This is a genomic window from Candidatus Accumulibacter contiguus, from assembly GCF_036625285.1.
In the GTDB taxonomy this organism is placed as follows: Bacteria; Pseudomonadota; Gammaproteobacteria; order Burkholderiales; family Rhodocyclaceae; genus Accumulibacter; species Accumulibacter contiguus.
This window is the reverse complement of sequence record NZ_JAZKUC010000001.1, coordinates 134822-157421: the sequence shown is the minus strand read 5'-3', so window position 1 is coordinate 157421 and position 22600 is coordinate 134822. Positions and strand designations below refer to the sequence as shown.

Annotated in this window: 22 protein-coding genes; 13 read left to right on the top strand and 9 right to left on the bottom strand. The window is 60.9% G+C overall.

Going from position 1 to position 22600, the window contains the following annotated elements; genetic code table 11:
* Positions 1 to 24: 24 nt before the first annotated feature.
* The 7 genes from V5B59_RS00730 (at position 25) to V5B59_RS00700 (ending at position 8563) form a co-directional block, all read left to right on the top strand.
* Positions 25 to 1245 (top strand): 2-methylfumaryl-CoA isomerase, encoded by a 1221-nt coding sequence (locus V5B59_RS00730; protein ID WP_034915844.1) that lies wholly within the window; start codon positions 25 to 27, stop codon positions 1243 to 1245.
* Between the two features lie 59 nt (positions 1246 to 1304).
* Positions 1305 to 2360 carry an HpcH/HpaI aldolase/citrate lyase family protein gene (locus V5B59_RS00725; RefSeq protein ID WP_169069578.1) on the top strand — a complete coding sequence of 352 codons (1056 nt, stop codon included), beginning with the start codon at positions 1305 to 1307 and terminating at the stop codon, positions 2358 to 2360.
* 33 nt (positions 2361 to 2393) lie between these two features.
* Entirely contained in the window at positions 2394 to 3455 is a 1062-nt protein-coding gene (locus tag V5B59_RS00720; RefSeq protein ID WP_169069577.1) for a MaoC family dehydratase, read from the top strand.
* An 88-nt stretch (positions 3456 to 3543) separates the two neighbouring features.
* Complete coding sequence (locus V5B59_RS00715) at positions 3544 to 3726, top strand: hypothetical protein (RefSeq protein ID WP_034911146.1); 183 nt, start codon at positions 3544 to 3546, stop codon at positions 3724 to 3726.
* An 84-nt stretch (positions 3727 to 3810) separates the two neighbouring features.
* The gene (gene mutS / locus V5B59_RS00710) at positions 3811 to 6423 is read left to right on the top strand and encodes a DNA mismatch repair protein MutS (protein ID WP_248594699.1); all 2613 of its coding nucleotides are present in this window, start codon (positions 3811 to 3813) and stop codon (positions 6421 to 6423) included.
* Entirely contained in the window at positions 6423 to 7346 is a 924-nt protein-coding gene (locus V5B59_RS00705; RefSeq protein WP_169069576.1) for a metallophosphoesterase, read from the top strand. The genes mutS and V5B59_RS00705 overlap by 1 nt, the downstream gene beginning before the upstream one ends.
* Positions 7347 to 7429: 83 nt before the next feature.
* On the top strand, positions 7430 to 8563 hold the full coding sequence (locus V5B59_RS00700) for an ABC transporter substrate-binding protein (RefSeq protein ID WP_034911143.1): 1134 nt from the start codon (positions 7430 to 7432) through the stop codon (positions 8561 to 8563).
* 72 nt (positions 8564 to 8635) lie between these two features.
* On the opposite strand, the gene V5B59_RS00695 is transcribed toward V5B59_RS00700, so the two are convergent.
* The gene (locus V5B59_RS00695) at positions 8636 to 9142 is read right to left on the bottom strand and encodes an FKBP-type peptidyl-prolyl cis-trans isomerase (protein ID WP_034925611.1); all 507 of its coding nucleotides are present in this window, start codon (positions 9140 to 9142) and stop codon (positions 8636 to 8638) included.
* The gene (locus tag V5B59_RS00690) at positions 9139 to 9609 is read right to left on the bottom strand and encodes a peroxiredoxin (RefSeq protein ID WP_169069575.1); all 471 of its coding nucleotides are present in this window, start codon (positions 9607 to 9609) and stop codon (positions 9139 to 9141) included. Before V5B59_RS00690 ends, V5B59_RS00695 begins: the two co-directional genes overlap by 4 nt.
* A 217-nt stretch (positions 9610 to 9826) precedes the next feature.
* Between V5B59_RS00690 and V5B59_RS00685 the strand changes: the two genes are divergently transcribed.
* Positions 9827 to 10519 carry an SIMPL domain-containing protein gene (locus V5B59_RS00685; protein ID WP_169069574.1) on the top strand — a complete coding sequence of 231 codons (693 nt, stop codon included), beginning with the start codon at positions 9827 to 9829 and terminating at the stop codon, positions 10517 to 10519.
* Positions 10520 to 10554: 35 nt separating this feature from the next.
* On the opposite strand, the gene ftsB is transcribed toward V5B59_RS00685, so the two are convergent.
* From ftsB to V5B59_RS00660, 5 genes are all read right to left on the bottom strand, one after another.
* The gene (ftsB, locus tag V5B59_RS00680; RefSeq protein WP_169069604.1) at positions 10555 to 10905 is read right to left on the bottom strand and encodes a cell division protein FtsB; all 351 of its coding nucleotides are present in this window, start codon (positions 10903 to 10905) and stop codon (positions 10555 to 10557) included.
* Positions 10906 to 10930: 25 nt separating this feature from the next.
* A complete protein-coding gene (gene eno, locus V5B59_RS00675) occupies positions 10931 to 12214 on the bottom strand; it encodes a phosphopyruvate hydratase (protein WP_169069573.1) in 1284 nt (427 codons plus the stop codon).
* 57 nt (positions 12215 to 12271) lie between these two features.
* Positions 12272 to 13156: a 3-deoxy-8-phosphooctulonate synthase gene (kdsA, locus tag V5B59_RS00670; protein WP_169069572.1), complete on the bottom strand. Its 885-nt coding sequence runs from the start codon at positions 13154 to 13156 to the stop codon at positions 12272 to 12274.
* Entirely contained in the window at positions 13153 to 14796 is a 1644-nt protein-coding gene (locus V5B59_RS00665; protein WP_169069571.1) for a CTP synthase, read from the bottom strand. The genes kdsA and V5B59_RS00665 overlap by 4 nt, the downstream gene beginning before the upstream one ends.
* A gap of 103 nt (positions 14797 to 14899) precedes the next feature.
* Positions 14900 to 15442, bottom strand: a complete 543-nt coding sequence (locus tag V5B59_RS00660) for a hydrolase (RefSeq protein ID WP_169069570.1) — start codon at positions 15440 to 15442, stop codon at positions 14900 to 14902.
* A gap of 251 nt (positions 15443 to 15693) precedes the next feature.
* Here V5B59_RS00660 and V5B59_RS00655 point away from each other — a divergent pair, with 251 nt between their 5' ends.
* A complete protein-coding gene (locus V5B59_RS00655; RefSeq protein ID WP_169069569.1) occupies positions 15694 to 16293 on the top strand; it encodes an ankyrin repeat domain-containing protein in 600 nt (199 codons plus the stop codon).
* 49 nt (positions 16294 to 16342) lie between these two features.
* Here the strand turns inward: V5B59_RS00655 and fadD are convergent, their stop codons facing one another.
* A complete protein-coding gene (fadD, locus tag V5B59_RS00650; RefSeq protein ID WP_288132517.1) occupies positions 16343 to 18019 on the bottom strand; it encodes a long-chain-fatty-acid--CoA ligase FadD in 1677 nt (558 codons plus the stop codon).
* Positions 18020 to 18134: 115 nt separating this feature from the next.
* The gene (fdxA, locus tag V5B59_RS00645; protein ID WP_034918330.1) at positions 18135 to 18461 is read right to left on the bottom strand and encodes a ferredoxin FdxA; all 327 of its coding nucleotides are present in this window, start codon (positions 18459 to 18461) and stop codon (positions 18135 to 18137) included.
* Positions 18462 to 18649: 188 nt separating this feature from the next.
* On the opposite strand from fdxA, the gene trxA reads away from it, so the two are divergent.
* From trxA to V5B59_RS00625, 4 genes are all read left to right on the top strand, one after another.
* Positions 18650 to 18976: a thioredoxin TrxA gene (trxA, locus tag V5B59_RS00640; RefSeq protein WP_034918327.1), complete on the top strand. Its 327-nt coding sequence runs from the start codon at positions 18650 to 18652 to the stop codon at positions 18974 to 18976.
* A 193-nt stretch (positions 18977 to 19169) separates the two neighbouring features.
* Positions 19170 to 20426, top strand: a complete 1257-nt coding sequence (gene rho, locus V5B59_RS00635; RefSeq protein WP_169069568.1) for a transcription termination factor Rho — start codon at positions 19170 to 19172, stop codon at positions 20424 to 20426.
* Between the two features lie 180 nt (positions 20427 to 20606).
* Positions 20607 to 20822, top strand: a complete 216-nt coding sequence (rpmE, locus tag V5B59_RS00630) for a 50S ribosomal protein L31 (protein ID WP_034908378.1) — start codon at positions 20607 to 20609, stop codon at positions 20820 to 20822.
* A gap of 99 nt (positions 20823 to 20921) precedes the next feature.
* The gene (locus tag V5B59_RS00625) at positions 20922 to 22586 is read left to right on the top strand and encodes an ArnT family glycosyltransferase (RefSeq protein WP_169069567.1); all 1665 of its coding nucleotides are present in this window, start codon (positions 20922 to 20924) and stop codon (positions 22584 to 22586) included.
* The last annotated feature ends 14 nt before the right edge of the window (positions 22587 to 22600 follow it).

Genomic DNA, 22600 nt, shown 5'->3' with positions numbered 1-22600 from the left:
AGACCAAGAGAATTGGTGAAGAAAATGGATGGAATCCTCAAGGGCTTGCGCGTCGTCGAAGGCTCGGCTTTTGTCGCCGCACCGCTGGGTGGCATGACCCTGGCCCAGCTCGGAGCGGATGTCATCCGTTTCGACCCGCTCGGCGGCGGCCTCGACCATCGCCGCTGGCCGCTGACGCTCGACGGCAAACACAGCCTGTTCTGGGCGGGCCTGAACAAGGGCAAGCGCTCGATTGCCGTAGACTTTCGCAAACCGCGTGGCCAGGAGTTGCTGACGCAACTGATCTGTGCACCAGGAGACGATGCCGGCCTGTTCAGCACCAACTTTCCGGCCAAAGGCTGGCTCGCTTACGAGACGCTACAGGCACGGCGCCAGGATTTGATCATGGTCAATCTGACCGGACGCCGTGACGGCAGCTCGGAAGTCGATTACACACTGAACCCACAGCTCGGCCTGCCCTTGATGACCGGGCCAAACACCTCGCCGGAAGTGGTGAACCATGTCTTTCCCGCCTGGGACTTCATCAGCGGCCAGATGATCGCCCTGGGCCTGCTCGCCGCCGAAAGACACCGGCGGCTGAGCGGCGAAGGGCAACTGATTCGTCTCGCGTTGAAGGATGTGGCACTGGCAATGCTCGGCAATTTCGGCATGCTTGCCGAGGTGATGGTCAATGACACCGACCGGCCAAGGCAGGGCAACTATCTCTACGGCGCTTTCGGCCGCGATTTCGCAACGCTCGACGGCAAGCGCCTGATGGTCGTCGGCCTCACCAGCATGCAGTGGCGGTGCCTGACCAAGGCCACCGGCCTGCAGGAGGCCGTCGCGGCGCTCGGCGTCCGGCTGGGTCTCGACCTCGAAGACGAGGGTAATCGCTTCCGTGCCCGGCAGCAGATTGCTGCGCTGCTCGAACCGTGGTTCCATGCGCGCACGCTCGCCGAGGCCGCCGCCATCCTCAATGCCCACCGCGTTAGTTGGGGTCCCTATCGCAGTGTACGGGAAACCATTGCCTGTGACCCCGATTGCTCAACCGACAATCCGCTGTTCACGATGACCGAACAAGCGGGCATCGGCTCCTACCTGATGCCCGCGACGCCGCTCCAATTCGGCCGCGTGCCCCGCCTGCCGGCGATGCCGGCGCCACGCCTCGGCGAACACACCGACCAGATCCTGCTCGAAATTCTCGGCCTGAGCGAGGCCGAGGTCGGCCGCCTGCACGATGCGCGCGTCGTCGCCGGGCCAGACTGAAATCCTCTCCGACAAGGCAGTCGGTTCCATCAGCGTTTTCTTCACCAGGGACAAAAGCCATGAAGCTACCCGTTCATTTCTACAAGCCACTCGCCATCGGTGCGCCACAGCCTCTGCGTGAACTGCCGGTGCGGCCGGAACGGATGATCCATTTCTTTCCGCCGCACATCGACAAGATTCGCGCCAAGGCGCCTGAAACCGCGAGGCAGTGTGACGTGATGTGCGGCAACCTCGAGGACGCCATTCCCATCGAAGCCAAGGACGCGGCGCGTGCCGGTTTCATCGACCTGCTGTCGAAAAACGACTTCGGTGACACCGCGATGTGGGTGCGTGTCAACGCCTTGAACAGCCCGTGGATACTCGACGACCTCGAACAGATCATTCGACATGTCGGCAACCAGCTCGATGTGATCATGATTCCCAAGGTCGAGGGGCCGTGGGACATTCATTTCGTCGACCAGTACGTTGCGCTGCTCGAAGCCAAGTACGCGATCAGGAAACCGATTCTGCTGCATGCCCTGCTCGAAACCGCGCAGGGGGTGACCAACGTCGAGGCCATCTGTGGCGCCAGTCCGCGCATGCATGGCCTGAGCCTTGGCCCGGCCGACCTGGCCGCCTCACGCGGCATGAAGACCACCCGCGTCGGTGGCGGCCATCCCGGCTACGGTGTCCTCGCCGACCCCGAACCCGGTCAGGAAACCGGGCAGAATGCGCGCGCCTTCTTCCAGCAGGATCTCTGGCATTACACTGTTGCGCGCATGGTCGATGCAGCAGTGGCGCACGGTCTGCACTCGTTCTACGGTCCCTTCGGCGATCTCAAGGACGAAGCCGCCTGCGAGGCGCAGTTCCGCAATGCCTTCCTGATGGGTTGCTCGGGTGCCTGGTCGCTGGCACCGAACCAGATCGCCATCGCCAAGCGCGTCTTCAGTCCCGACGTCAAGGAAGTGCTGTTTGCCAAGCGCATTCTCGAAGCGATGCCCGATGGCAGCGGCGTGGCGACGATCGACGGCAAGATGCAGGATGATGCAACCTGGAAGCAGGCGCGGGTGATCGTCGATCTGGCACGGCTGGTGGCCAGGCGCGATCCGGAGCTAGCCGCCGCTTATGGACTGTAAGGCATTGACTCAATACCTCGGGGAGAAAATACCGTGAGCGAGAAGACCAGACTGGGCAACTTTTTCGAAGATTTTTACGTCGGCCAGACGATCGCACACGCCACGCCACGTACCATTACCGAGGGCGACGTGGCGCTGTATACCGCCTTGACCGGCTCGCGCTTCGCCACCACTTCGGCAGACACCTTCGCGCATAGCCTGGGCTTCCCGCGGGCGCCGGTGGATGATTTTCTCGCCTTCAACATGGTTTTTGGCCGGACCGTGCCGGACATCTCGATCAATGCCGTCGCCAACCTTGGTTATGCGACGGGCCGTTTCGGCCACCCGGTCTATCCGGGCGATACGCTCAGCGCCGATTCCACCGTGATCGGACTCAAAGAAAACAGCGACGGCCAGACCGGTGTCGTCTATGTGCGCTCGTGTGGGGTCAATCAGCGCGGACAGATCGCCCTCGACTACTGCCGCTGGGTCATGGTCCGCAAGCGCGACCCGGCGTCGCCTGCCCCGGAAAGCGTCGTTCCGGATCTGCCCGCTGCCATTGCCGCCAGTGATCTGCTGGTTCCGACCGGGATCCGGATCGAGCAATACGACACGGCCCTGTCCGGTAGCACCGACCTCTGGAACGACTACCAGGTCGGCGAACGCATCGATCATGTGGACGGGATGACCATCGAAGAAAGCGAACACATGATGGCCACCCGCCTGTACCAGAACACCGCGCGCGTGCACTTCAACCAGCAGGCCGAACGGGCTGCTGGGCGCTTCGGCCGCCGCCTCATCTACGGTGGCCACATCATCAGTCTGGCGCGCTCGCTTTCGTACAATGGGCTGGCCAATGCCTTCAGCATCGCGGCGATCAACGGCGGCCGGCATGTGACGCCAGCTTTCGCCGGCGACACGGTCTACGCCTGGTCGGAAGTGCTCGAACAACTGCTCGTGCCGGGACGCAAGGACATCGGCGCACTGCGGCTGCGTACCGTCGCCACCAAGGACCAGCCCTGCGCGGATTTTCCCTACCAGACCACCGATGGCCGTTATGATCCGAGCGTGCTGCTCGACTTCGACTATACGGTGCTGATGCCGAGAAGGGAGTAGATGCGACCGGCTTCGCTGCCCACACGGGCGACTGCGTCGCGGCCACGGCGAAGTCCATCAAACCGATTACCAGTCGAGCGCCTGGCTTTTGGCCGCCACTCTGTTCGCCCGCTGGTCTCAGGAAAACTTTTTCAGCCGCCGGCTCGCCCAATTCGGCACGCTCCACCTCAACGAAACGATTGACCCGGTGAAAGTCGAGGCCTTTGTCGCGAATAAAGCCGCGGCCCACGACGAGATCGAACACCTGCAACTGGAAAGCCAAGAAGTATAGATGGGTATAGTGGGACGTAGTTGAACCTTCAGGCATCGGCAACATGACCGATGTTACGAGACAAATCAACGGCTTGACTGAAATATGCCGAAAAATCAAGACGCAAGAGAAGGCGATGTAACGGGGCACACGCCGATGATGCAGCAGTACCTGCGCATCAAGGCCGAGCATCCAGGCATCCTGTTGTTTTACCGGATGGGCGATTTCTACGAGTTGTTTTTCGACGACGCGGAAAAAGCAGCGCGGCTACTGGACATTACGCTGACGACACGCGGTCAGTCGGCCGGACAGCCGATCAAAATGGCCGGGGTACCCTACCACGCCGTCGAACAGTATCTGGCGAAGCTGGTCAGACTTGGCGAATCGGTGGTGATCTGCGAGCAGATCGGCGACCCGGCGACCAGCAAGGGTCCGGTCGAGCGCGCCGTGGCACGCATCGTCACCCCCGGCACCCTGACCGACGCGGCCTTGCTCGACGAGAAGCGCAATACGCTGTTGCTTTCCTTGTGCGCCAGCAAACAATTTGCCGGCCTCGCCTGGATCAACCTCGCGAGCGGCGATTTCCGCGTCTGTGAAGTCGCACCGAGCAAGCTCGCTGCCACGCTGGATCGTATCCGTCCCGCCGAGATCATCGTGCCGGAGAGCCTCGGACTGACTTTCACTCCCGAGGTGGCTCTGACTCGCCAGCCCGACTGGCATTTCGACGTCGAGGCCGCACGCCGCGAACTCTGTACGCACTTCGCCACCCGCTCGCTGGCCGGTTTCGGTGCCGACGCCCTGCGTCCGGCCATCGCCGCCGCCGGCGCACTGTTGCGCTATGCCAAGGCCACCCAGACGCGTGCCCTGCCACACCTGCGGGCGCTGATCGTCGAACGCGATGCCACCTTCCTCGGGCTCGACACGGCGACGCGACGCAATCTCGAACTCACCGAGACCCTGCGTGGCCAGCCGGCGCCAACGCTGTGCAGCCTGCTCGACAACTGCGTCACCGCAATGGGCGCGCGTCTGTTGCGGCATGCACTGCACCACCCCTGGCGTGACCCGACCATCCCGGCCGCCCGCCACGCTGCAATTGCGATGCTGCTCGACGACGATGGCCGTACCCTGCATGCATTGCGGCAAGCGCTACGCGGCTTTGCCGACATCGAACGTATCGCCGGCCGGATCGCGCTCTGCAGCGCTCGGCCGCGCGACCTGTCAAGCCTGCGCGACAGCCTGCAGCGCCTGCACGAACTGCGCGCGCCGCTGGCGGCAATGCTTTCGATCGCGGCGGCAGCAGCGCCACTGCTCGCCGAATTGCATGCGCAACTGGCCACCCCGGATGCCGCCCTCGATCTCTTATGTCGCGCCATCCTGCCCGAACCGGCCGCCCTGATCCGCGACGGTGGCGTCATTGCCAAGGGCTTCGACGCCGATCTCGACGAACTGCGCGCCCTCAACGACCACTGCGGCACTTTTCTGCTTGAGCTCGAGGCGCGCGAACGCGAGCGCACGGGCATCGGCAACCTGAAGGTCGAGTACAACCGCGTGCACGGCTTCTACATCGAAGTCAGCCACGCCAACGCCACCAGGGTGCCCGACGATTATCGCCGCCGGCAGACCCTGAAAAACGCCGAGCGCTACCTGACACCGGAGCTCAAGGCCTTCGAAGACAAGGCCCTGTCGGCGCAGGAGCGCGGCCTGGCGCGCGAAAAGCTGCTCTACGAAGGCCTTCTCGCCACCCTGCAGGATGATCTGCCGCAGTTGCAGCAGATCGCCCAGGCGGTCGCCGGCATCGACCTCCTGAGCGGATTCGCCGATACCGCGCAAAGGCGCAACTATTGCCGACCCTTGTTTTCGTCCGAGGCGGGACTGCTGATCGAGGACGGTCGGCACCCGGTCGTCGAAGAACAGATCGGCGGCGGGGAAAGCTTCATTGCCAACGATACGCGCCTGGGCGACGAGCGGCGGCTGTTACTGATCACAGGCCCGAACATGGGCGGCAAATCGACCTACATGCGCCAGACCGCGCTGATCGCCCTGCTCGCGCATGTCGGCAGTTACGTGCCGGCAACGCGCGCGGTTCTCGGCCCGCTCGACCAGATCTTCACGCGCATCGGCGCTGCCGACGACCTTGCCGCCGGGCGTTCGACATTCATGGTCGAAATGATCGAATCGGCAGCCATCCTGCATCACGCCACGGAACACAGCCTGGTACTGATGGACGAAGTCGGCCGCGGTACCTCGACCTTCGACGGCATGGCGCTGGCTTTCGCGATCTGTCGCCATCTGCTCGAAAAAAACCGCTGTCTGACCCTTTTTGCGACCCACTACTTCGAGCTGACGCTGTTGGCGAACGAGTACCCGGATCTGGCCAATGTGCATCTGGACGCCATCGAGCACGGCGAGCGCATCGTCTTCCTGCACGCCGTCGAGGAAGGCCCGGCCAACCAGAGTTACGGGATTCAGGTCGCGGCGCTGGCGGGAATTCCCTCCGCGGTGCTGAAAGCGGCCCGACGACAGTTGCGCGAGTTCGAGCAACGGGCTTCGATCAACCCCCTGCAACCCGATCTCTTTGCCACGGCACTGGCCAATGCTGCGGAAGCGCAGGAGCACCCCACCCCGCCGGCCATCGAGCGGCTACGTTCGATCGATCCCGATCGACTGACCCCCCGCGAGGCGCTCGACGCCCTCTACGAACTCAAATCCCTGCTTTGATGATCCAAGGATCCTGCGCATCGCTGCTCGCTGGCCTGTTGCTCGCCGGATCGGTACACGCCGAAACCTGGCGCTTCGCAGTGATCGGCGACACCCCGTACAGCGCTTACGAACGCAGCGAACTGCCGCGCATGCTCGACGACATCGCCGATGAGCACCCCGGCTTGATCGTCCATGCCGGCGATTTCAAGGATAGCCGGACGATCTGCAGCGACGAGTTGTTCCGCGACCGTCGCGCACTCTTCGCTGCGTCGCGGGTGCCGCTGCTCTACGTCGTTGGCGACAACGAATGGACCGACTGCCGGCAACTGCCGGCCGGTCACTTCGACCCACTCGAACGCTTGCAGAAGCTGCGCGAGCTGTTTTTCGCAGAACCGCAATCGCTGGGAAGGCAGACGCTGCCGGTCGAACAGCAGGCTAATACCCCGGAGCACCTGCGCTGGCGCCTTGGCCCGGTGCTCTTCCTGTCGCTCAACGTTCCCGGTCCGAACAACCACTTCGGCATGGGAAGCACGCCCAGCGGCGAATATCTGGCGCGCAATCCCGTGCTCATCGACTGGCTCCAGCAGGGATTTGCCGTTGCACGGCGCGAACAGGCCGCCGGCATCGTCATCGTCATGCAGGCCAACCCGGGCTTCAAGCACCACGCGGCCGGTCTGACGCACGCTGGCTACCGGGATCTGCTGGAAACCCTGCGCATGGAGACCCTGGCTTTCCCTGGTCAGGTTCTGCTGGTGCATGGCGACACGCACTGGCAGCGCATCGACCAGCCGCTGCGCCATCCGAAGACAAAGCTGCCGATCAGCAACTTCACTCGCCTGGAGACCTTTGGCTACCCCGTCATGGGCTGGGTGAAAGTCATCATCGACGACCAGTTGCCGCAACTCTTCCGCTTCGAGGTGCGCCCCTACCACCGGCGCTGACTGCTGCAGCGAACAAGGCCGTCGACAGCGGCGGCGACAAGGCCTACACTCGGCGAGCTTAACCGCATCAGGAGGACTGGACCATGCCGCTGATCTCCTTCGTTCGCTCTACCCTGGCGATCATCTTGTTCGCCCTGGCGCTGCCCTGCGCTGCCGACATCGTCATCGGCCAGATCGCTGCTTTCAGCGGCCCTCTGGCACCGACGGGAACACACATGCGGGCCGGGGTGCAACTCTATTTCGACGCGGTCAACGCCGAAGGCGGCATCCACGGGGCCAGGATTCGACTGCTCTCGAAGGATGACGGCTACAAAAGCGAGGAGACGGTTCGGCTGGCTCGCGAGATGATCAAGGAGTCGCAACCCCTGGCATTCATCGGCTTCGTCGGCACTGGCAACGTCGAGGCCATTCTCGACCAGAATATCCTCAGTGAAGCCGGCATTCCATTGGTCGCCGTGCGCACCGGCAGCGAATCGCTGGTGCGCAGGAACGACCCGTTTCTGTTCATGACCCGCGCCAGCTACGCAGAAGAAGTCGGGAAAATCACCGACCAGTACATCACCACCGGCTATATCCGCATTGCCGTCTTCTATCAGGACGACCCTTTCGGCAAGGACGTACTGCAGAGCGCCGAACAGCTCATCAAGAATGCCGGCGGCACCCTGGTAGCCAAAGGAGCCTACGCGAAAAACACGACCGACGTCGCTGCCGCCGTCAAGATCATTGCCGCCGCGAAACCACAGGCGGTAATCCTGATTGCCAATACCGCGGCCAGCGCCGAGTTCCTGAAACAGTCGCGCGAAGCAGGAAGCCTCGCCCAGCATGTCGCGCTTTCGACAACCGATGCGGCGCAGGTCGTGCAGCGAATTGGCGCCAACAAGGCGGAAGGACTGGCACTCACACAAGTCGTTCCGGATCCGAACAGTCATACCGTTGCCCTGATCCGGGAAATCCAGAACAATTTCGCGAAGTTCAAACCCAGGGACGTGACGCTCAACCATACCTTCGTTGAAGGCTACCTTGGCGCCATGGTCCTCGGCGAAGCACTTCGCCGTGCCGGCCCGAACCCGACTCGCAAGAAGCTGCGCGACACCCTTGAAGCGCTCAAGAACTATGACGCCGGTGGCGTCTTCATCAGCTTTTCCCCCAAGAGGCACGCCGGCTCGCGCTTCGTCGACATCACCATCCTCAATCGCGCCGGCAAGCTGCTGCGCTAGACCTGGTGTGCGGGCGATCGCCCGGCACACCGGGAATGACTCGGCAAGTGCCGATGACACTTTGCAGGGCGGTCATTCCTCGTCTTCGCAACTGTCGTCGTGCGTATGCCCATGGCTGATTTCTTCGGCAGTGGCCGGGCGGACAGCGGTGACGGTACAGGTGAACACCAGGGCCATGCCGGCCAAGGGATGGTTGGCATCGAGCACGACCTTGTCGTCGGCGATTTCGGTCACCCGGTAAATCAGCACTTCATCGTCTTCATCTTCGTCGTCGACACCCTCCGGTACCCCTTCAAACTGCATGCCAACCTGCAGTTCCTGGGGAAACTGACTGCGTGACTCGAGCTGGACCAGTTCAGCATCGTACTCGCCGAAGGCATCGTCGGGCTGCATTTTCACCACCACCGACTCGCCAATCCGCTTGCCGTGCATGGCTTCTTCGATCATCGGGAAAATGTCATCGTAACCGCCGTGCAAATAGACCAGCGGCTCCTGACCCGCATCCACCAGCTGCCCGTCCACATCGGTGACGTTATAATCCAGGGTGACCACCATATTCTTTGCAACTTGCATATTCATTGCTTGAGTTCCTTAACCGTGCGCAGCATTTCAAGCGCGTGGCCTTTGGCATTCACTCCATAAGACGCAAAACGGAGAACACCTTGTTTGTCGATGACAAAAGTCGAGCGAACGATGCCGTGCTTCTTGACCCCATTCACCTCTTTCGCCTGCCAGACACCGTACTGTTTGCACGCCGAACCCTCGGCATCCGAAAGGAGACACACGGAAATACCATGCTTGTCCCGGAACTCTGCGTGTTTGATGCAGTCGTCACGGCTGATGCCGATGATCAGGCAGTCCAGCCGCGCGAATTCGTCCTCATGATCGGAGAAATCGGTAGCCTGCAGCGTACAGCACGGCGCGTCATCTCTCGGATAGAAAAAGAGAATGATATTGTTTTTACCCTGAAACTGGGCAATATCGATGAGTTCCATATCCGCATCGGGGAGGACGAACATCGGAGCTGCCTGTCCTGCTTTCAGCATGGTGCCCCCTCAAAGACCCTTCCCGATCGCACACAAGCGAGCGGGTGACGCAGATTCTAACCAAGCTTCTGCCGTCTGACTACAAGAAAGCGATGCCCGAATCCCGCTACAATAAGCCCTGCCTGAGGCAGTCGCTCCCGCGCAACGATTTCCCGATCCTGCACGAGGTTCTGCAGGATACTCGTCATTCTCGAACACAGCAAACCCGGAGACCCACATGAAGCGATTTCGACCTTTGCTGCACACCCTGCCCCTGCTCGCCTTGCTGGTCGCCCTACCGGCACCGGCAGCTCCCGGCAGTGGCACGAGCATCGACCTGGCGGCCGAAGCCAGCCGACCCGCCGCCAACGACCTGGCACGCGCAACGGTCTTTGCCGAAGCGGCCGGCGCAACGCCGAGCGAACTGGCGAAACGAGTAAACGGACTGATCGCCGACGGTCTGAAGACCGCACGCGGGTACAGCAACGTCAGGACCCAGAGCGGTGCCACTTACACCTATCCGGTCTACGCCAAGGGCGGCAAGATCGAAAGCTGGCGGATGCGCTCCGATCTCACGCTGGAGTGCTCTGATCCGGCCGCGCTCTCCGAGTTGCTGGGCAAGCTCCAGGCGTCGCTGGGCGTTGCCAGCCTGAGCATGCTGCCAGCACCGGAAACCCGAAAAAAAGCCGAAAACGAAGCCACGCTCGAAGCCATCACGGCCTTCAAGGCCCGCGCCAGGCTGATCGCCGACGCTTTGGGCAAGCCTTACCGGATCAAGCACCTGGCCATCAACAGCAGTGGCCGCACACCACCGCTGCCAATGCTGCGCGCGGCATCGCTGGCCTCGGCCGAGGCAGCAGCGATGCCGATCGAAGCCGGCGAGACCCTGGTCACCGCCAGCGTCGCGGGCCAGATTGAACTCCCGGAATAAGCGGTACAGAGACTCCTGTCGGGCAGGACTGGCGGCTAGCGTTTTGCCGGTCGTGCCGGGGCGGTTGCAATGGTGGGTTTCTCGGCAGCCGGCGCCACGGTCTTCTCGCTCGCAGGCTTGTCGGGGATCTGGACAAAAACTTCATCCTGCTTGACCATCCCGAGTTCGAAGCGCGCACGCTCCTCGATCGCATCGTAACCCTGCTTGAGATCACGTACTTCGGCATCCAGCCCGGCGTTGCGCATCTCCAGCTTGCCGTTGCTTTCCTTCTGTTGCTGAAGCTGCCGATCGACATCCCACACTCGCAACCAGCCGCCCTTGCCCAGCCACAGCGGATGCTGCAGCAGGGCAATCAGCACCAGCAGGATGACAGCCAGCAAGCGCACGGTAGCGGATGTCGAATTCAGTCCGTCACGACAGATTGTAGAAGGCATCACGACCCGGATAGCCTGCGGTGTCCCCGAGGTCCTCCTCGATGCGCAGCAACTGGTTGTATTTGGCGATGCGATCGGAACGTGACAGCGAACCCGTCTTGATTTGCAGGGCATTCATGCCGACGGCGATGTCGGCAATGGTGCTGTCTTCGGTTTCGCCGGAGCGGTGAGAAATCACCGCCGTGTAAGCAGCGCGCTTGGCCATTTCGATGGCCGCAAAGGTCTCCGAGAGCGTGCCGATCTGATTGATCTTGATCAGGATCGAGTTGGCGATGCCCTGCTTGATGCCTTCCTTGAAAATCCGGGTATTGGTCACGAAGACGTCGTCGCCGACAATCTGTACGCTTTTGCCCAGGCGCCCGGTGAGCACTTTCCAGCCATCCCAGTCGTTTTCAGCCATACCGTCCTCGATCGAGACGATCGGGAAGCGGTCGGCCAGATTGGCCAGATAATCGACCAGTTCGTGCGAGTTCAACTGCAGGCTCTCGCCGGCCAGATGATAGCGACCATCCCGGTATAACCCGGAGGCCGCGCAGTCGATACCGATCAGCACGTCTTCGCCGGGACAATAACTGGCGTTCTCGATCGCCTGGATGATCAGTTGCAAGGCTTCGGCATGGCTGCCGAGGTTGGGCGCGAATCCCCCCTCATCGCCAACGGCGGTCGAGAAGCCTTTCTTGTGCAACAGCTTCTTCAGCGCGTGAAAAACTTCGGCACCACAGCGCAGGGCTTCGCGAAACGAGTTCTGACTCACCGGCAGAATCATGAACTCCTGGAAATCGAGACTGTTGTTGGCGTGTTCCCCACCGTTGATGATGTTCATCATCGGTACCGGCATCTGCATCGGCCCGGAACCGCCGAAATAGCGGTAAAGCGGCAGACCCGATTCCTCGGCAGCAGCCTTGGCCACCGCGATCGAAACCGCCAGCATGGCGTTGGCACCAAGACGTGCCTTGTTGTCGGTACCGTCAAGATGAATCAGTGTCTGATCAATGAACGCCTGTTCCTGGGCATCGAGGCCGATGATCGCCTCGGAAATTTCGGTGTTCACATTCTCGACGGCCTGCAGAACGCCTTTGCCCAGATAGCGGGCGGCATCGCCATCGCGCAGTTCAATGGCTTCACGTGATCCGGTCGATGCCCCGGAAGGCACCGCAGCACGCCCCATGACACCGGATTCGAGCAGTACGTCACATTCGACGGTCGGGTTGCCGCGCGAATCGAGCACCTCACGGGCGACGACATCAACCACAGAGCTCATGATCTTTCCTTTTTATTCATAATGTTAAAGAGAGGCAATCCGGCAATCCCCGGAGGTTCATTGCGGCCGCATGGCGGCGCGTGACTCTGGCTGCCGGGGATTCGTGGACTGGAGTTCATCCAGACGGTTCGCCTTGACCAGGCGATCAAGCGCAACCAGCGTCGTCAACAGGCCTTCCATGCGACTCAGGGGCCAACTGTTCGGCCCATCGGAAAGCGCCATTTCCGGGCGCGGATGCGTTTCCATGAACAGCCCGGCGATGCCCACGGCCACCGCCGCACGCGCCAGCACCGGTACGAACTCGCGCTGTCCACCGGAAACGGTGCCCTGCCCGCCTGGCAACTGCACCGAATGCGTGGCATCGAATACCACCGGGGCAGCGCTCTCGCGCATGATCGCCAGACTGCGCATGTCCGCAACCAGGTTGTTGTAACCAAAGGAAGCGCCGCGCTCGCAAACCATGATCGTATCGACACCGACAGCGGCATCCCTGGCTTTGGCGACGACGTTCTGCATGTCGCCCGGGGCGAGAAACTGTCCTTTCTTGATATTCACCGGCTTGCCGGTGGCGGCAACGGCCTGGATGAAATCGGTCTGGCGACAGAGAAAGGCTGGCGTCTGCAACACATCGACGACAGCGGCAACGGCGGCGATGTCCGGTTCGCGATGTACGTCGGTCAGGATCGGAGTACCGATCTGACGCCGCACTTCCGAGAGGATGTGCAGACCGCGGTCGATCCCTGGACCACGCGGAGACTGCCCGGAGCTGCGATTGGCCTTGTCATAGGAGGCCTTGAAGATGTACGGCAGCGCAAGCCGGGCACAGATCTCCTGCAGCCGTCCGGCAACCTCGATGCACAGATCCAGCGACTCCGCAGTGCACGGGCCGGCGATCAGGAACAGTGGCTGATCGAGTCCGGCTTCGAAGTGGCAGAGCTTCATACCTTCGCCCGGTAGGCGACGGCGGCCTGAACAAAGGACGTAAACAGCGGGTGCCCCTTGCGCGGCGAAGAAGTGAACTCGGGATGAAACTGACAGCCGAGAAACCAAGGGTGTGCATTCGGCCCGTCTTTCGGCAGCTCGACGACTTCACACAGATCGGTGACCGGCGCACGACCGGCGACCACCAGACCGCTTCCTTCCAGTTCACCAAGCAGCATGTTGTTGACCTCGTAACGGTGGCGATGACGTTCGACGATCTCCGCCTGCCCGTAGATCGCGCGCGCCATGGTGCCTTCGCCAAGCTCGCAACGCTGACCACCCAGACGCATGCTGCCACCCAGGTCGGAGTTTTCGTCACGTTTTTCGAGGCGTCCCGAGGCATCCTGCCACTCGGTGATCAAACCCACCACCGGATATCGAGTATCCCTGTCGAACTCGGTGCTGTGCGCCCCGTTCATGCCGGCCACGTGACGAGCGAACTCGACGACCGCAAGTTGCATGCCGAGACAGATCCCGAGAAAGGGAATGCCATGCTCGCGAGCATGGCGAATCGCGGCGATCTTGCCCTCGGTACCGCGCCGCCCGAAGCCGCCCGGAACGAGGATGGCGTCCATGCCCTGCAAGACATCACAACCGTTCTTCTCGATTTCTTCGGAATCGATGTAGCTGACCTTGACCTTGCTGCGCGTCGCAATGCCTGCATGTATCAGCGCTTCGGTCAGCGACTTGTACGATTCGGTCAGGTCCACGTACTTGCCGACAAAAGCCACGTCGACTTGGTGCTCAGGGTGTTCCAGCGCGTGTACGATCGTTTTCCAAACCGTCAGATCAGCCGCCTTGGCGAGAATCCCGAGTTTGTGGCAGACGATCTCGTCGAGCATCTGGTCATGCAACATGGCCGGAATCTTGTAAATCGAATCCGCATCCCGCGCCTCGATCACGGCTTCGCGCTGCACGTTGCAGAACAGGGCCATCTTCCGCTTGTCTTCTTCCGGAATCGGGCGATCGGTGCGACAGAGCAGGATGTCCGGCTGGATGCCGATCTCCCGCAGCTCCTTGACCGAGTGCTGTGTCGGCTTGGTTTTCAGCTCACCGGCAGTGGCGATGTAGGGTACCAGCGTCAGATGCATGTAGCAGGCATTACTGCGACCTTCCTGCAGACCCATCTGGCGGATCGCTTCGAGAAAGGGGAGCGACTCGATGTCGCCGACCGTGCCGCCCACTTCGACGATCGCCAGGTCGGCACCCTCGGCGCCGCGCCTGATGTGCGCCTTGATCTCGTCGGTAATGTGCGGAATCACCTGCACCGTCTTGCCGAGATACTCGCCACGCCGCTCCTTCTTGATTACCGAGTCGTAGATCTGGCCGGTCGTGAAATTGTTGCGCCGCTCCATCCTGGCATTGGTGAAGCGTTCGTAATGTCCGAGGTCGAGGTCGGTTTCAGCCCCGTCTTCGGTGACAAAGACCTCACCGTGCTGAAACGGACTCATCGTTCCGGGATCAACGTTGATATAGGGGTCGAGCTTGAGATGGGTGACTCGGATGCCGCGCGATTCGAGGATCGCTCCCAGGGATGCGGCTGCGATACCCTTACCCAGCGATGAAACCACGCCGCCAGTAACGAATACGTATTTGGTCATGGAGATAACTGCAGCGGGAAATCCAGATTGTAGCGGAAAATGCCGTTGCTCTCAAACCGGACGGCTTCTCGGACAAGTCACCAAGATGACGGCGGCACCCTGCTCAGCGGATGAACTCGCGACTGATCTGGCGAAAAAGATCGCTACCGGCCTGCCGCAGCCACTCGAAAACGACCATTTCGCGCGAAACGATGTCGGCACCATGAGCACGCATCCGTTCCAGCGCCAGTGCCTTGTCCGCATTTCGCCGCGATCCGACCGCCTCCTCGACAACGAAAACGCGTCGGCCAGCGGCGAGCAGATCGAGCACCGTCTGCTGAACGCAGACATGCGCTTCGGTGCCGGCCACCACGAACTGTGCGCGGTCGCCACCCGGTGCCTTGAACAACCCTCCCTCGGGAACCGCCGAGAACTGAATCTTCTCAACGATGCATGCGTCCGGCAACAAGCACCGTAGCGCAGGCATCGTTGGTCCCAGGCCTTGTGGATACTGCTCGGTGCAGATCACCGGCACTCCCAGCCGCTGGGCCACCCTGGTCAGCCACACGCTGGCTTCAAGCACCAGTTCGGCGGCGTCGATCGCCGGCTGCAGACGCTCCTGCAAATCGACGAGCAACAAGACGGAACGATCCGTATGCATCAACATGAAATACTCCTTCGGATTCATGTATACGTCGCATCAGCGACTCACGAATCTCCCCTCCCCCTCGTGGGGATGGGTCGGGGGAGAGGGAAACGGGCATTACTTCCATGATCGGTGGTACCCGGAAAAGCCATGACCGTTGACAACTGTTCTGGGCAAGAAGCGCAGCACTTTACTGGAAATTGGGCTAAAGTGAGCAGCGGCTTCGTTCCTGCAGGAGAATATCTCAAATGAATACAGTTCCATCTGGCACCATGCTGCTTGCCCTTGCCGTGCTCTTGCTGTCCCTCGGCGCATGTAGCCAGGGGCCCGAGAATAGTGCCACCGTGAAAGCGGAACCGCCTGGTGCAAACAAGGTCGAGGATGTCCCGACCGCTGCTTCTCCACTGGCAAAGGCCGCCATACGTGGCGATCTGGTGGAGATCAAAGCTTTGCTGGAAGCCGGAGCCGAAGTCAATGTGACCGACGCCCTGGGCAGAACCCCACTCCACATGGCGGCCTTTTACGGACGCACCAAAGCCTCGGAACTTCTGCTCACGAGCGGCGCGAAGATCGACGCCAGGGACCGCGTGGGCATGACGCCGCTGCACGCGGCGGTGCTTGCGGGTGGCCGGTACGAAGTGGAACTGCTACTCGAAAGAAAGGCCGATGTCAGTGCAACCACCGACACCGGGCAAACGCCGCTCCATCTGGCCGCCGCGACCGGCCAGCCCAAGGTATCACGCGTTCTCATCGAACGCGGCGCCGACCCGAAAGCGAAGGACAAGAACGGCAAGACGCCCCTCTTCTACGCCTCACAGAACAAGCACCCGGTAACCACCGAAGTACTCCAGCAGTACGCCGCGAAGGATTGATGGTGGCTGCTGATGGGGCTTGATTGCGCAGAGATCCGGGACTCGCCAATCAGGCCTTCCTGATCGCCTCGTCGCGCAGTTCGCGGCGCAGGATCTTGCCGACATTGGTCTTCGGCAGTTCGGTCCGGAATTCGACCTGGCTCGGCACCTTGTAACCGGTCAGGTGTTCCCGGCAATGGGCGATCAGCGCCTCGGCGGTCAGTGTCGGTTCCTTCTTGACGACGAAGATCTTCACCGCCTCCCCGGATTTGTCATGCGGTACGCCGACAGCCGCCACTTCCAGTACGCCCGGATGCAGTGCGACCACATCCTCGACCTCGTTCGGGTACACATTGAAACCGGAGACCAGAATCATGTCCTTCTTGCGGTCGACGATACGGACGAAGCCCGTTGGCTCCATCACCGCAATGTCACCGGTCAACAGAAAACCGTCCGGGCTGATCACCTTGGCCGTCTCTTCAGGACGATTGTAATAGCCCTTCATCACCTGCGGACCACGGACGCAGAGTTCACCGCGCTCACCCAATGGAACGTCGGCGCCCGCATCGTTGCGAATCGCCACTTCGGTGGAAGATATCGGCAAGCCAATGGCGCCGGTATACTCGGGAATATCGAGCGGGTTGATGGTCGCCGCCGGTGACGTTTCGGTCAGACCATAGGCCTCGATCAGCGGCTTGCCGGTGACCTGCTTCCACTTCTCCGCCACCGCTTTCTGCACAGCCATGCCGCCACCAAGCGTGACTTTCAGCTTGCTGAAGTCGAGCGCGCAAAAGGCATCATTGTGCAGCAGTGCATTGAACAGGGTGTTGACACCGGTGAGCACCGTGAATGGATACTTGCCCATCTCCGCCACGAAACCCGGAATATCACGGGGATTGGTAATCAGCAGGTTGCTGGCACCAATCTTGAAAAAAGTGAAGCAATTCGCCGTCAACGCAAAGATATGGTAGAGCGGCAGCGCAGTGACCACCATGTGTTGCTCGTCACCCAGCGCCGGCTTGATCCAGGCGTGCGCCTGCGCCAGATTCGCCAGGATGTTGCGATGAATCAGCATGGCCCCTTTCGAGAGGCCGGTCGTTCCACCCGTATACTGCAGAAAAGCCAGGTCTTCCTGTGTGACGGTCACCGATTTCAACTCCGCTGCAGCACCCTTGGCGAGCGCAGCCTGGAAATTGACTGCGCGCGGCAGACTCCAAGCCGGAACCATCTTCTTGACGTACTTGACGACAAAGTTGACGACAGCGCCTTTCGGAAAACCGAGCATGTCGCCAAGACGAGCCACCACGATGTGCTTGAGTGGCGTCCTGGCCAGCACCTGCTCCAGCGTGAACGCAAAATTTTCGACAATCACGATGACCTCGGCTCCCGAATCCTTGAGCTGATGTTCAAGTTCTCGCGGCGTGTACAGCGGGTTGACGTTCACCACCACGTAACCCGCACGCAAGGCACCGAAGATACAAACCGGATACTGGAGTAAGTTCGGCATCATCAGCGCCACGCGGGCGCCCTGGGGCAGCTTGAGGACCGATTGCAGATAGGCGGCGAAATCCCGTGACCACTTGTCCAGTTCACCGTAGGTGATCTGGGCACCCATGTTGATATAGGCCACGCGGTCGCGATACTGTGCAACGCTTTTTTCGAAGAGTTCGCCCAGCGACTGAAATTCGTTTAATTCAATCTCGGCAGGAACTCCCTTCTGATAGCTCTTCAACCAAATCTTTTCCAACTGCCCTCCTCCTTTGTGACATTCTTATCGGAAAACTCGTGTTTCCATTGCCAGTTTTTTCTGGTCTGCCGTACGCCTGCGCTGCAGCGGCAGCAAGCGTAGGCTGTGGTTTGTACTAGGAACGCTGCAGGTACTTCAGCTTGTCCGGCTTGTGGTTCCACTCGTCGGCGTCGGCCAGGGGTTCCGTGCGCTCGACGATGACCGGCCATGCCTTGGCCAGTTCAGCATTGATCATGATGAACCTGCGCTGCGCTTCCGGCACATCGTCCTCGGCAAAAATGGCCTCTGCCGGGCACTCGGGGACACACAGGGTGCAATCGATGCACTCGTCAGGGTCGATTACCAGAAAATTCGGACCCTCGTGGAAGCAGTCCACAGGACATACATCAACGCAGTCGGTATATTTACACTTGATACAATTCTCGGTAACAACGTACGTCATCGTCGCGCTTCCGCAAGTTGAGACGAATGGAACTATAACTGATTTGACGGCTACGACACAGGTCTACGGCTTCCCTTGGCGAGGTTTTTTCGCTAGCATTGGAAAGCTGGCCAGCCAATAAGGCTCAACTCGCCATGCGCCCCACTTCCACTAGGTACCCTATCCCAGATCACGCAAGAGGCTTTTTCATGAGCGAACACATCCATCACGTTACGGACGACAGCTTCAACACCGATGTTCTTCAGTCGGACGAACCTGTTCTTGTTGATTACTGGGCCGAATGGTGCGGTCCATGCAAGATGATTGCGCCAATCCTTGACGACATCGCCACTGACTATGCTGGCCGCCTGAAAGTCGTCAAGTTGAACATCGACGACAATCAAAAGACTCCCGCCAGTTTTGGCATCCGTGGCATCCCGACGCTGATGTTGTTCAAAAATGGCAACGTTGAAGCCACCAAGGTCGGCGCCCTTTCCAGGTCGCAGCTGATCACCTTCATTGACAGCAACCTCTGAAGTCGCTATCCTCACGCTCTGAAGGTTCGCTGGGTGCAGCCGCTGGCCCGTAGCAATCCACAAATCCGCATAGAACCTTCAGGCGTCCTCTCCCTTTTGCAGTACCCCTGCCGATCCCACGGCACTCCGTTAGACGCGCATCGCATTTGCGGCGGCGCGCCGCGCGTTTATTCCCCATCTTCGTCTCCAGCACATGCACCTATCCGAACTCAAAGCACTCCATGTAAGCCAGCTTCTTGACATGGCGATCACCAACGACGTCGAAGGCGCCAACCGACTGCGCAAGCACGAACTGATCTTCGCGCTGCTCAAGAATCAGGCCAGGAAGGGTGAAAGCATTTTTGGCGACGGCACGCTGGAAACGCTGTCTGATGGTTTCGGCTTTCTGCGTTCTCCCGATACTTCGTATCTGGCCAGTACCGACGACATCTACGTCAGCCCGAGCCAGATCAGGCGCTTCAATCTGCATACCGGCGACACCATCGAGGGTGAAATCCGCACACCGAAGGATGGGGAACGCTACTTTGCCCTGGTCAAGGTCGACAAGATCAACGGTGAGGTGCCCGAGGCATCGAAGAACAAGATTCTCTTCGAAAACCTGACGCCCTTACACCCGGCTGAACATCTGAAACTCGAGCGTGACATCCGCGGCGAAGAAAATATCACCAGTCGCATCATCGACATCATCGCGCCCATCGGCAAGGGGCAACGCGGTCTGCTGGTGGCCAGTCCGAAGAGCGGCAAGACGGTGATGATGCAGCATATTGCGCATGCGATCACCACCAACCACCCGGATGTCACGGTGATCGTCCTGTTGATCGATGAACGCCCCGAGGAGGTCACCGAGATGACTCGCTCGGTACGCGGTGAAGTCGTTGCCTCGACTTTCGACGAGCCTGCGACGCGCCACGTGCAGGTTGCCGAGATGGTCATCGAAAAAGCCAAGCGTCTGGTCGAACACAAGCGGGACGTGGTCATTCTCCTCGACTCGATCACGCGCCTGGCACGTGCCTACAACACCGTTCAGCCGGCATCCGGCAAAGTGCTGACCGGCGGCGTCGATGCCAATGCCCTGCAGAAGCCAAAGCGATTCTTTGGTGCTGCCCGCAACATCGAGGAAGGCGGCTCGCTGACCATCATTGCCACCGCGCTGATCGACACCGGCAGCCGCATGGACGACGTCATCTACGAAGAGTTCAAGGGCACCGGCAACATGGAAATCCACCTGGACCGCCGCATGGCAGAGAAACGCGTGTATCCGGCGATCAATGTCAATCGCTCCGGCACCCGCCGCGAAGAACTTCTGCTCAAACCGGATGTTCTGCAAAAGATGTGGATCCTGCGCAAGCTGCTATACAACATGGACGACCTTGAAGCGATGGAGTTTCTCCTGGACAAGATCAAGGCCACCAAGAACAACGCCGAATTCTTCGACTCCATGCGCCGCTGATCGGTCAGCAGACGCGCTCACGAAGCCGCCGGGCCAAGGTTTGTTGACCTGCACCCGCCGATGCCGGATTGCAGATAGTGGAGAAATCGCCGATAATGACCGCCTTTCTCAATGCCTCACGCTCGAATTGTCGCCTGATTGCGGCAGAACAACAGTTTTAACCTACAGGAATAGCACCAGATGAAAGACAACATCCATCCTGCCTACGGTGAAATCGCGGTGACCTGCTCCTGCGGCAACACCTTCACCACCCGGTCGACGATGAAGAAAGCGCTGCATGTCGAGGTGTGCTCGGCCTGTCATCCTTTCTACACTGGCAAACAGAAGATCATCGATACGGCTGGCCGCGTCGAAAAGTTCAACCAGAAGTACGGCGCGATGCGCAAGCCGGCTTAGGTCGAACAGCGGGCTCGACAGCAAAAGGCAGCCCCGCGGCTGCCTTTTTCGTTTCCGTCAAGAGCCGCTTTCGGCACTACGATCAGCACGCCTTTCCATATGCCGGTGCAAGCGGAGCATGCACGCTTCCGGGGGATTCCATTGCCGCCCAGCGGCTGGACTCTGGCGGTTCTCCTCGCCCTCTATATTTGCACGGGGCTGATCGGTCACGACCCCTGGAAAAATGATGACGCAGTCACGATCGGCGTCGTCCATGACATGGTCGCGAACGGGAACTGGCTGACGCCAGGCCTTGCGGGTCGCCCTTACCCTGACGCGCCCCTCTACTACTGGGTGGCGGCCGCCGGCAGTCGACTGTTGTCCTGGCTCTTGCCGGTACATGAGGCGACGCGACTGGCCAGCGGAGTATTCACGCTGCTCGCCCTCGGCTTCATTCACCTCGCCGCACGCGAACTGCACGGTCGCGAGCAAGCACCGGCAGCGCCGCTGCTGCTTGCCGGCAGCATTGGCTTCCTGTTCCACGCGCATGAAGCACAGCCCATGCTGGCGACGCTGACGGCGCACACCGCCGCCTACTGGGGACTGACACAGCTTGACAGGCGGCCGTTGCGAGGCGCTTCCTGGTTCGGCTCGGCACTAGGACTGGGGTTTCTCGCCAACGGCCTGGCAGCGATGCTGCCGCTGTTGCCGGTGGCAGCGTTTGTGGTCTGGCGATCCGACCATCGCCAACGTTCAGCGCTGCTGCTGCTTGGCTCGCTGCTGCTTGCCTGTGCGCTTGCCGGAGGATGGCTGGCTGCCTTGTTCGCGACCTCGCCCGAGTACCTCGCCGCCTTCTCGCAGGGCGAGCTAAACCAACTCGGCGGCAACACGCAACCCCTGCTGAATATACAACGCCTTCTGCTGATGCTCCCGTGGTACGCATGGCCAGCCTCCCCTCTCGCCTGCTGGGCACTCTGGGCAAAGCGGCGCCAATGGGCAACGACCCCGCTGGCCTTGCCGATGTTCGCTTTCATGGTTGCACTGCTGGTGGTCGGCATCTGCCTTGGGGCACGCAGTGCGCCAGCCTTGCTGCTGCTGCCGCCACTGGTTCTGCTGGCCGTTCCGGGCGTCGCTTCGCTGCGACGTGGCGCGGCGAATGCTTTTGACTGGTTTGGCATGATCACCTTCAGTCTCCTTGCCCTGCTGGCCTGGATTGGCTGGTGCGCAATGGTCTTCGGCTGGCCGGAAAGGCTGGCGCGTCTGGCCGTTCGACTTGAGCCGGGATTCGTGGGGCACTTCAGCCTCCTTGGCGCCAGTATCGCCATTCTTGGAACGCTGGTCTGGTGCTGGCTGATTGTCACCAGCCCGCGTTCGCCAATGCGCGGAATCATGCACTGGATGGCTGGTCTGACCCTGTTCTGGCTGCTGATCGTGACGCTCTGGATGCCCTGGATCGACTACGGCAAGACTTACCGTCAGGTATCGGTGTCCCTGGCCAAGGCACTCCCCGAGACGCGCAACTGCATTGCCGGTGCCAACCTCGCCGATTCGATCGTCGCCTCACTGGACTACTTCGACGGTATTCGCACGCTTGCGGCAAACTCCGCGGACGGCAAAAAGTGTGACTGGCTGCTCATCCATGGCGCACCCAAGGATGGCAGCGCCCCGGCAGTCGGTGGCTGGCGAAAGGTCTGGGAAGGCGGTCGTCCCGCCGAGCGTCGGAACGTCGACAAACTGCACCTCTATCGGCGCGACCTCAAGAAAGGCCAGCCGCCCGGCAGGTAGGCGAGCGGCGCCGC

Bases quoted from the DNA above. Each gene is read 5' to 3' on its own strand.
- V5B59_RS00730 (WP_034915844.1), top strand. From the start codon at position 25: ATGGATGGAATCCTCAAGGGCTTGCGCGTCGTCGAAGGCTCGGCTTTT.
- V5B59_RS00725 (WP_169069578.1), top strand. From the start codon at position 1,305: ATGAAGCTACCCGTTCATTTCTACAAGCCACTCGCCATCGGTGCGCCA.
- mutS (WP_248594699.1), top strand. From the start codon at position 3,811: ATGCCGAAAAATCAAGACGCAAGAGAAGGCGATGTAACGGGGCACACG.
- V5B59_RS00705 (WP_169069576.1), top strand. From the start codon at position 6,423: ATGATCCAAGGATCCTGCGCATCGCTGCTCGCTGGCCTGTTGCTCGCC.
- V5B59_RS00700 (WP_034911143.1), top strand. From the start codon at position 7,430: ATGCCGCTGATCTCCTTCGTTCGCTCTACCCTGGCGATCATCTTGTTC.
- V5B59_RS00695 (WP_034925611.1), bottom strand. From the start codon at position 9,142: ATGAATATGCAAGTTGCAAAGAATATGGTGGTCACCCTGGATTATAAC.
- V5B59_RS00690 (WP_169069575.1), bottom strand. From the start codon at position 9,609: ATGCTGAAAGCAGGACAGGCAGCTCCGATGTTCGTCCTCCCCGATGCG.
- V5B59_RS00685 (WP_169069574.1), top strand. From the start codon at position 9,827: ATGAAGCGATTTCGACCTTTGCTGCACACCCTGCCCCTGCTCGCCTTG.
- eno (WP_169069573.1), bottom strand. From the start codon at position 12,214: ATGAGCTCTGTGGTTGATGTCGTCGCCCGTGAGGTGCTCGATTCGCGC.
- kdsA (WP_169069572.1), bottom strand. From the start codon at position 13,156: ATGAAGCTCTGCCACTTCGAAGCCGGACTCGATCAGCCACTGTTCCTG.
- V5B59_RS00665 (WP_169069571.1), bottom strand. From the start codon at position 14,796: ATGACCAAATACGTATTCGTTACTGGCGGCGTGGTTTCATCGCTGGGT.
- V5B59_RS00660 (WP_169069570.1), bottom strand. From the start codon at position 15,442: ATGTTGATGCATACGGATCGTTCCGTCTTGTTGCTCGTCGATTTGCAG.
- V5B59_RS00655 (WP_169069569.1), top strand. From the start codon at position 15,694: ATGCTGCTTGCCCTTGCCGTGCTCTTGCTGTCCCTCGGCGCATGTAGC.
- fdxA (WP_034918330.1), bottom strand. From the start codon at position 18,461: ATGACGTACGTTGTTACCGAGAATTGTATCAAGTGTAAATATACCGAC.
- trxA (WP_034918327.1), top strand. From the start codon at position 18,650: ATGAGCGAACACATCCATCACGTTACGGACGACAGCTTCAACACCGAT.
- rho (WP_169069568.1), top strand. From the start codon at position 19,170: ATGCACCTATCCGAACTCAAAGCACTCCATGTAAGCCAGCTTCTTGAC.
- rpmE (WP_034908378.1), top strand. From the start codon at position 20,607: ATGAAAGACAACATCCATCCTGCCTACGGTGAAATCGCGGTGACCTGC.
- V5B59_RS00625 (WP_169069567.1), top strand. From the start codon at position 20,922: ATGCCGGTGCAAGCGGAGCATGCACGCTTCCGGGGGATTCCATTGCCG.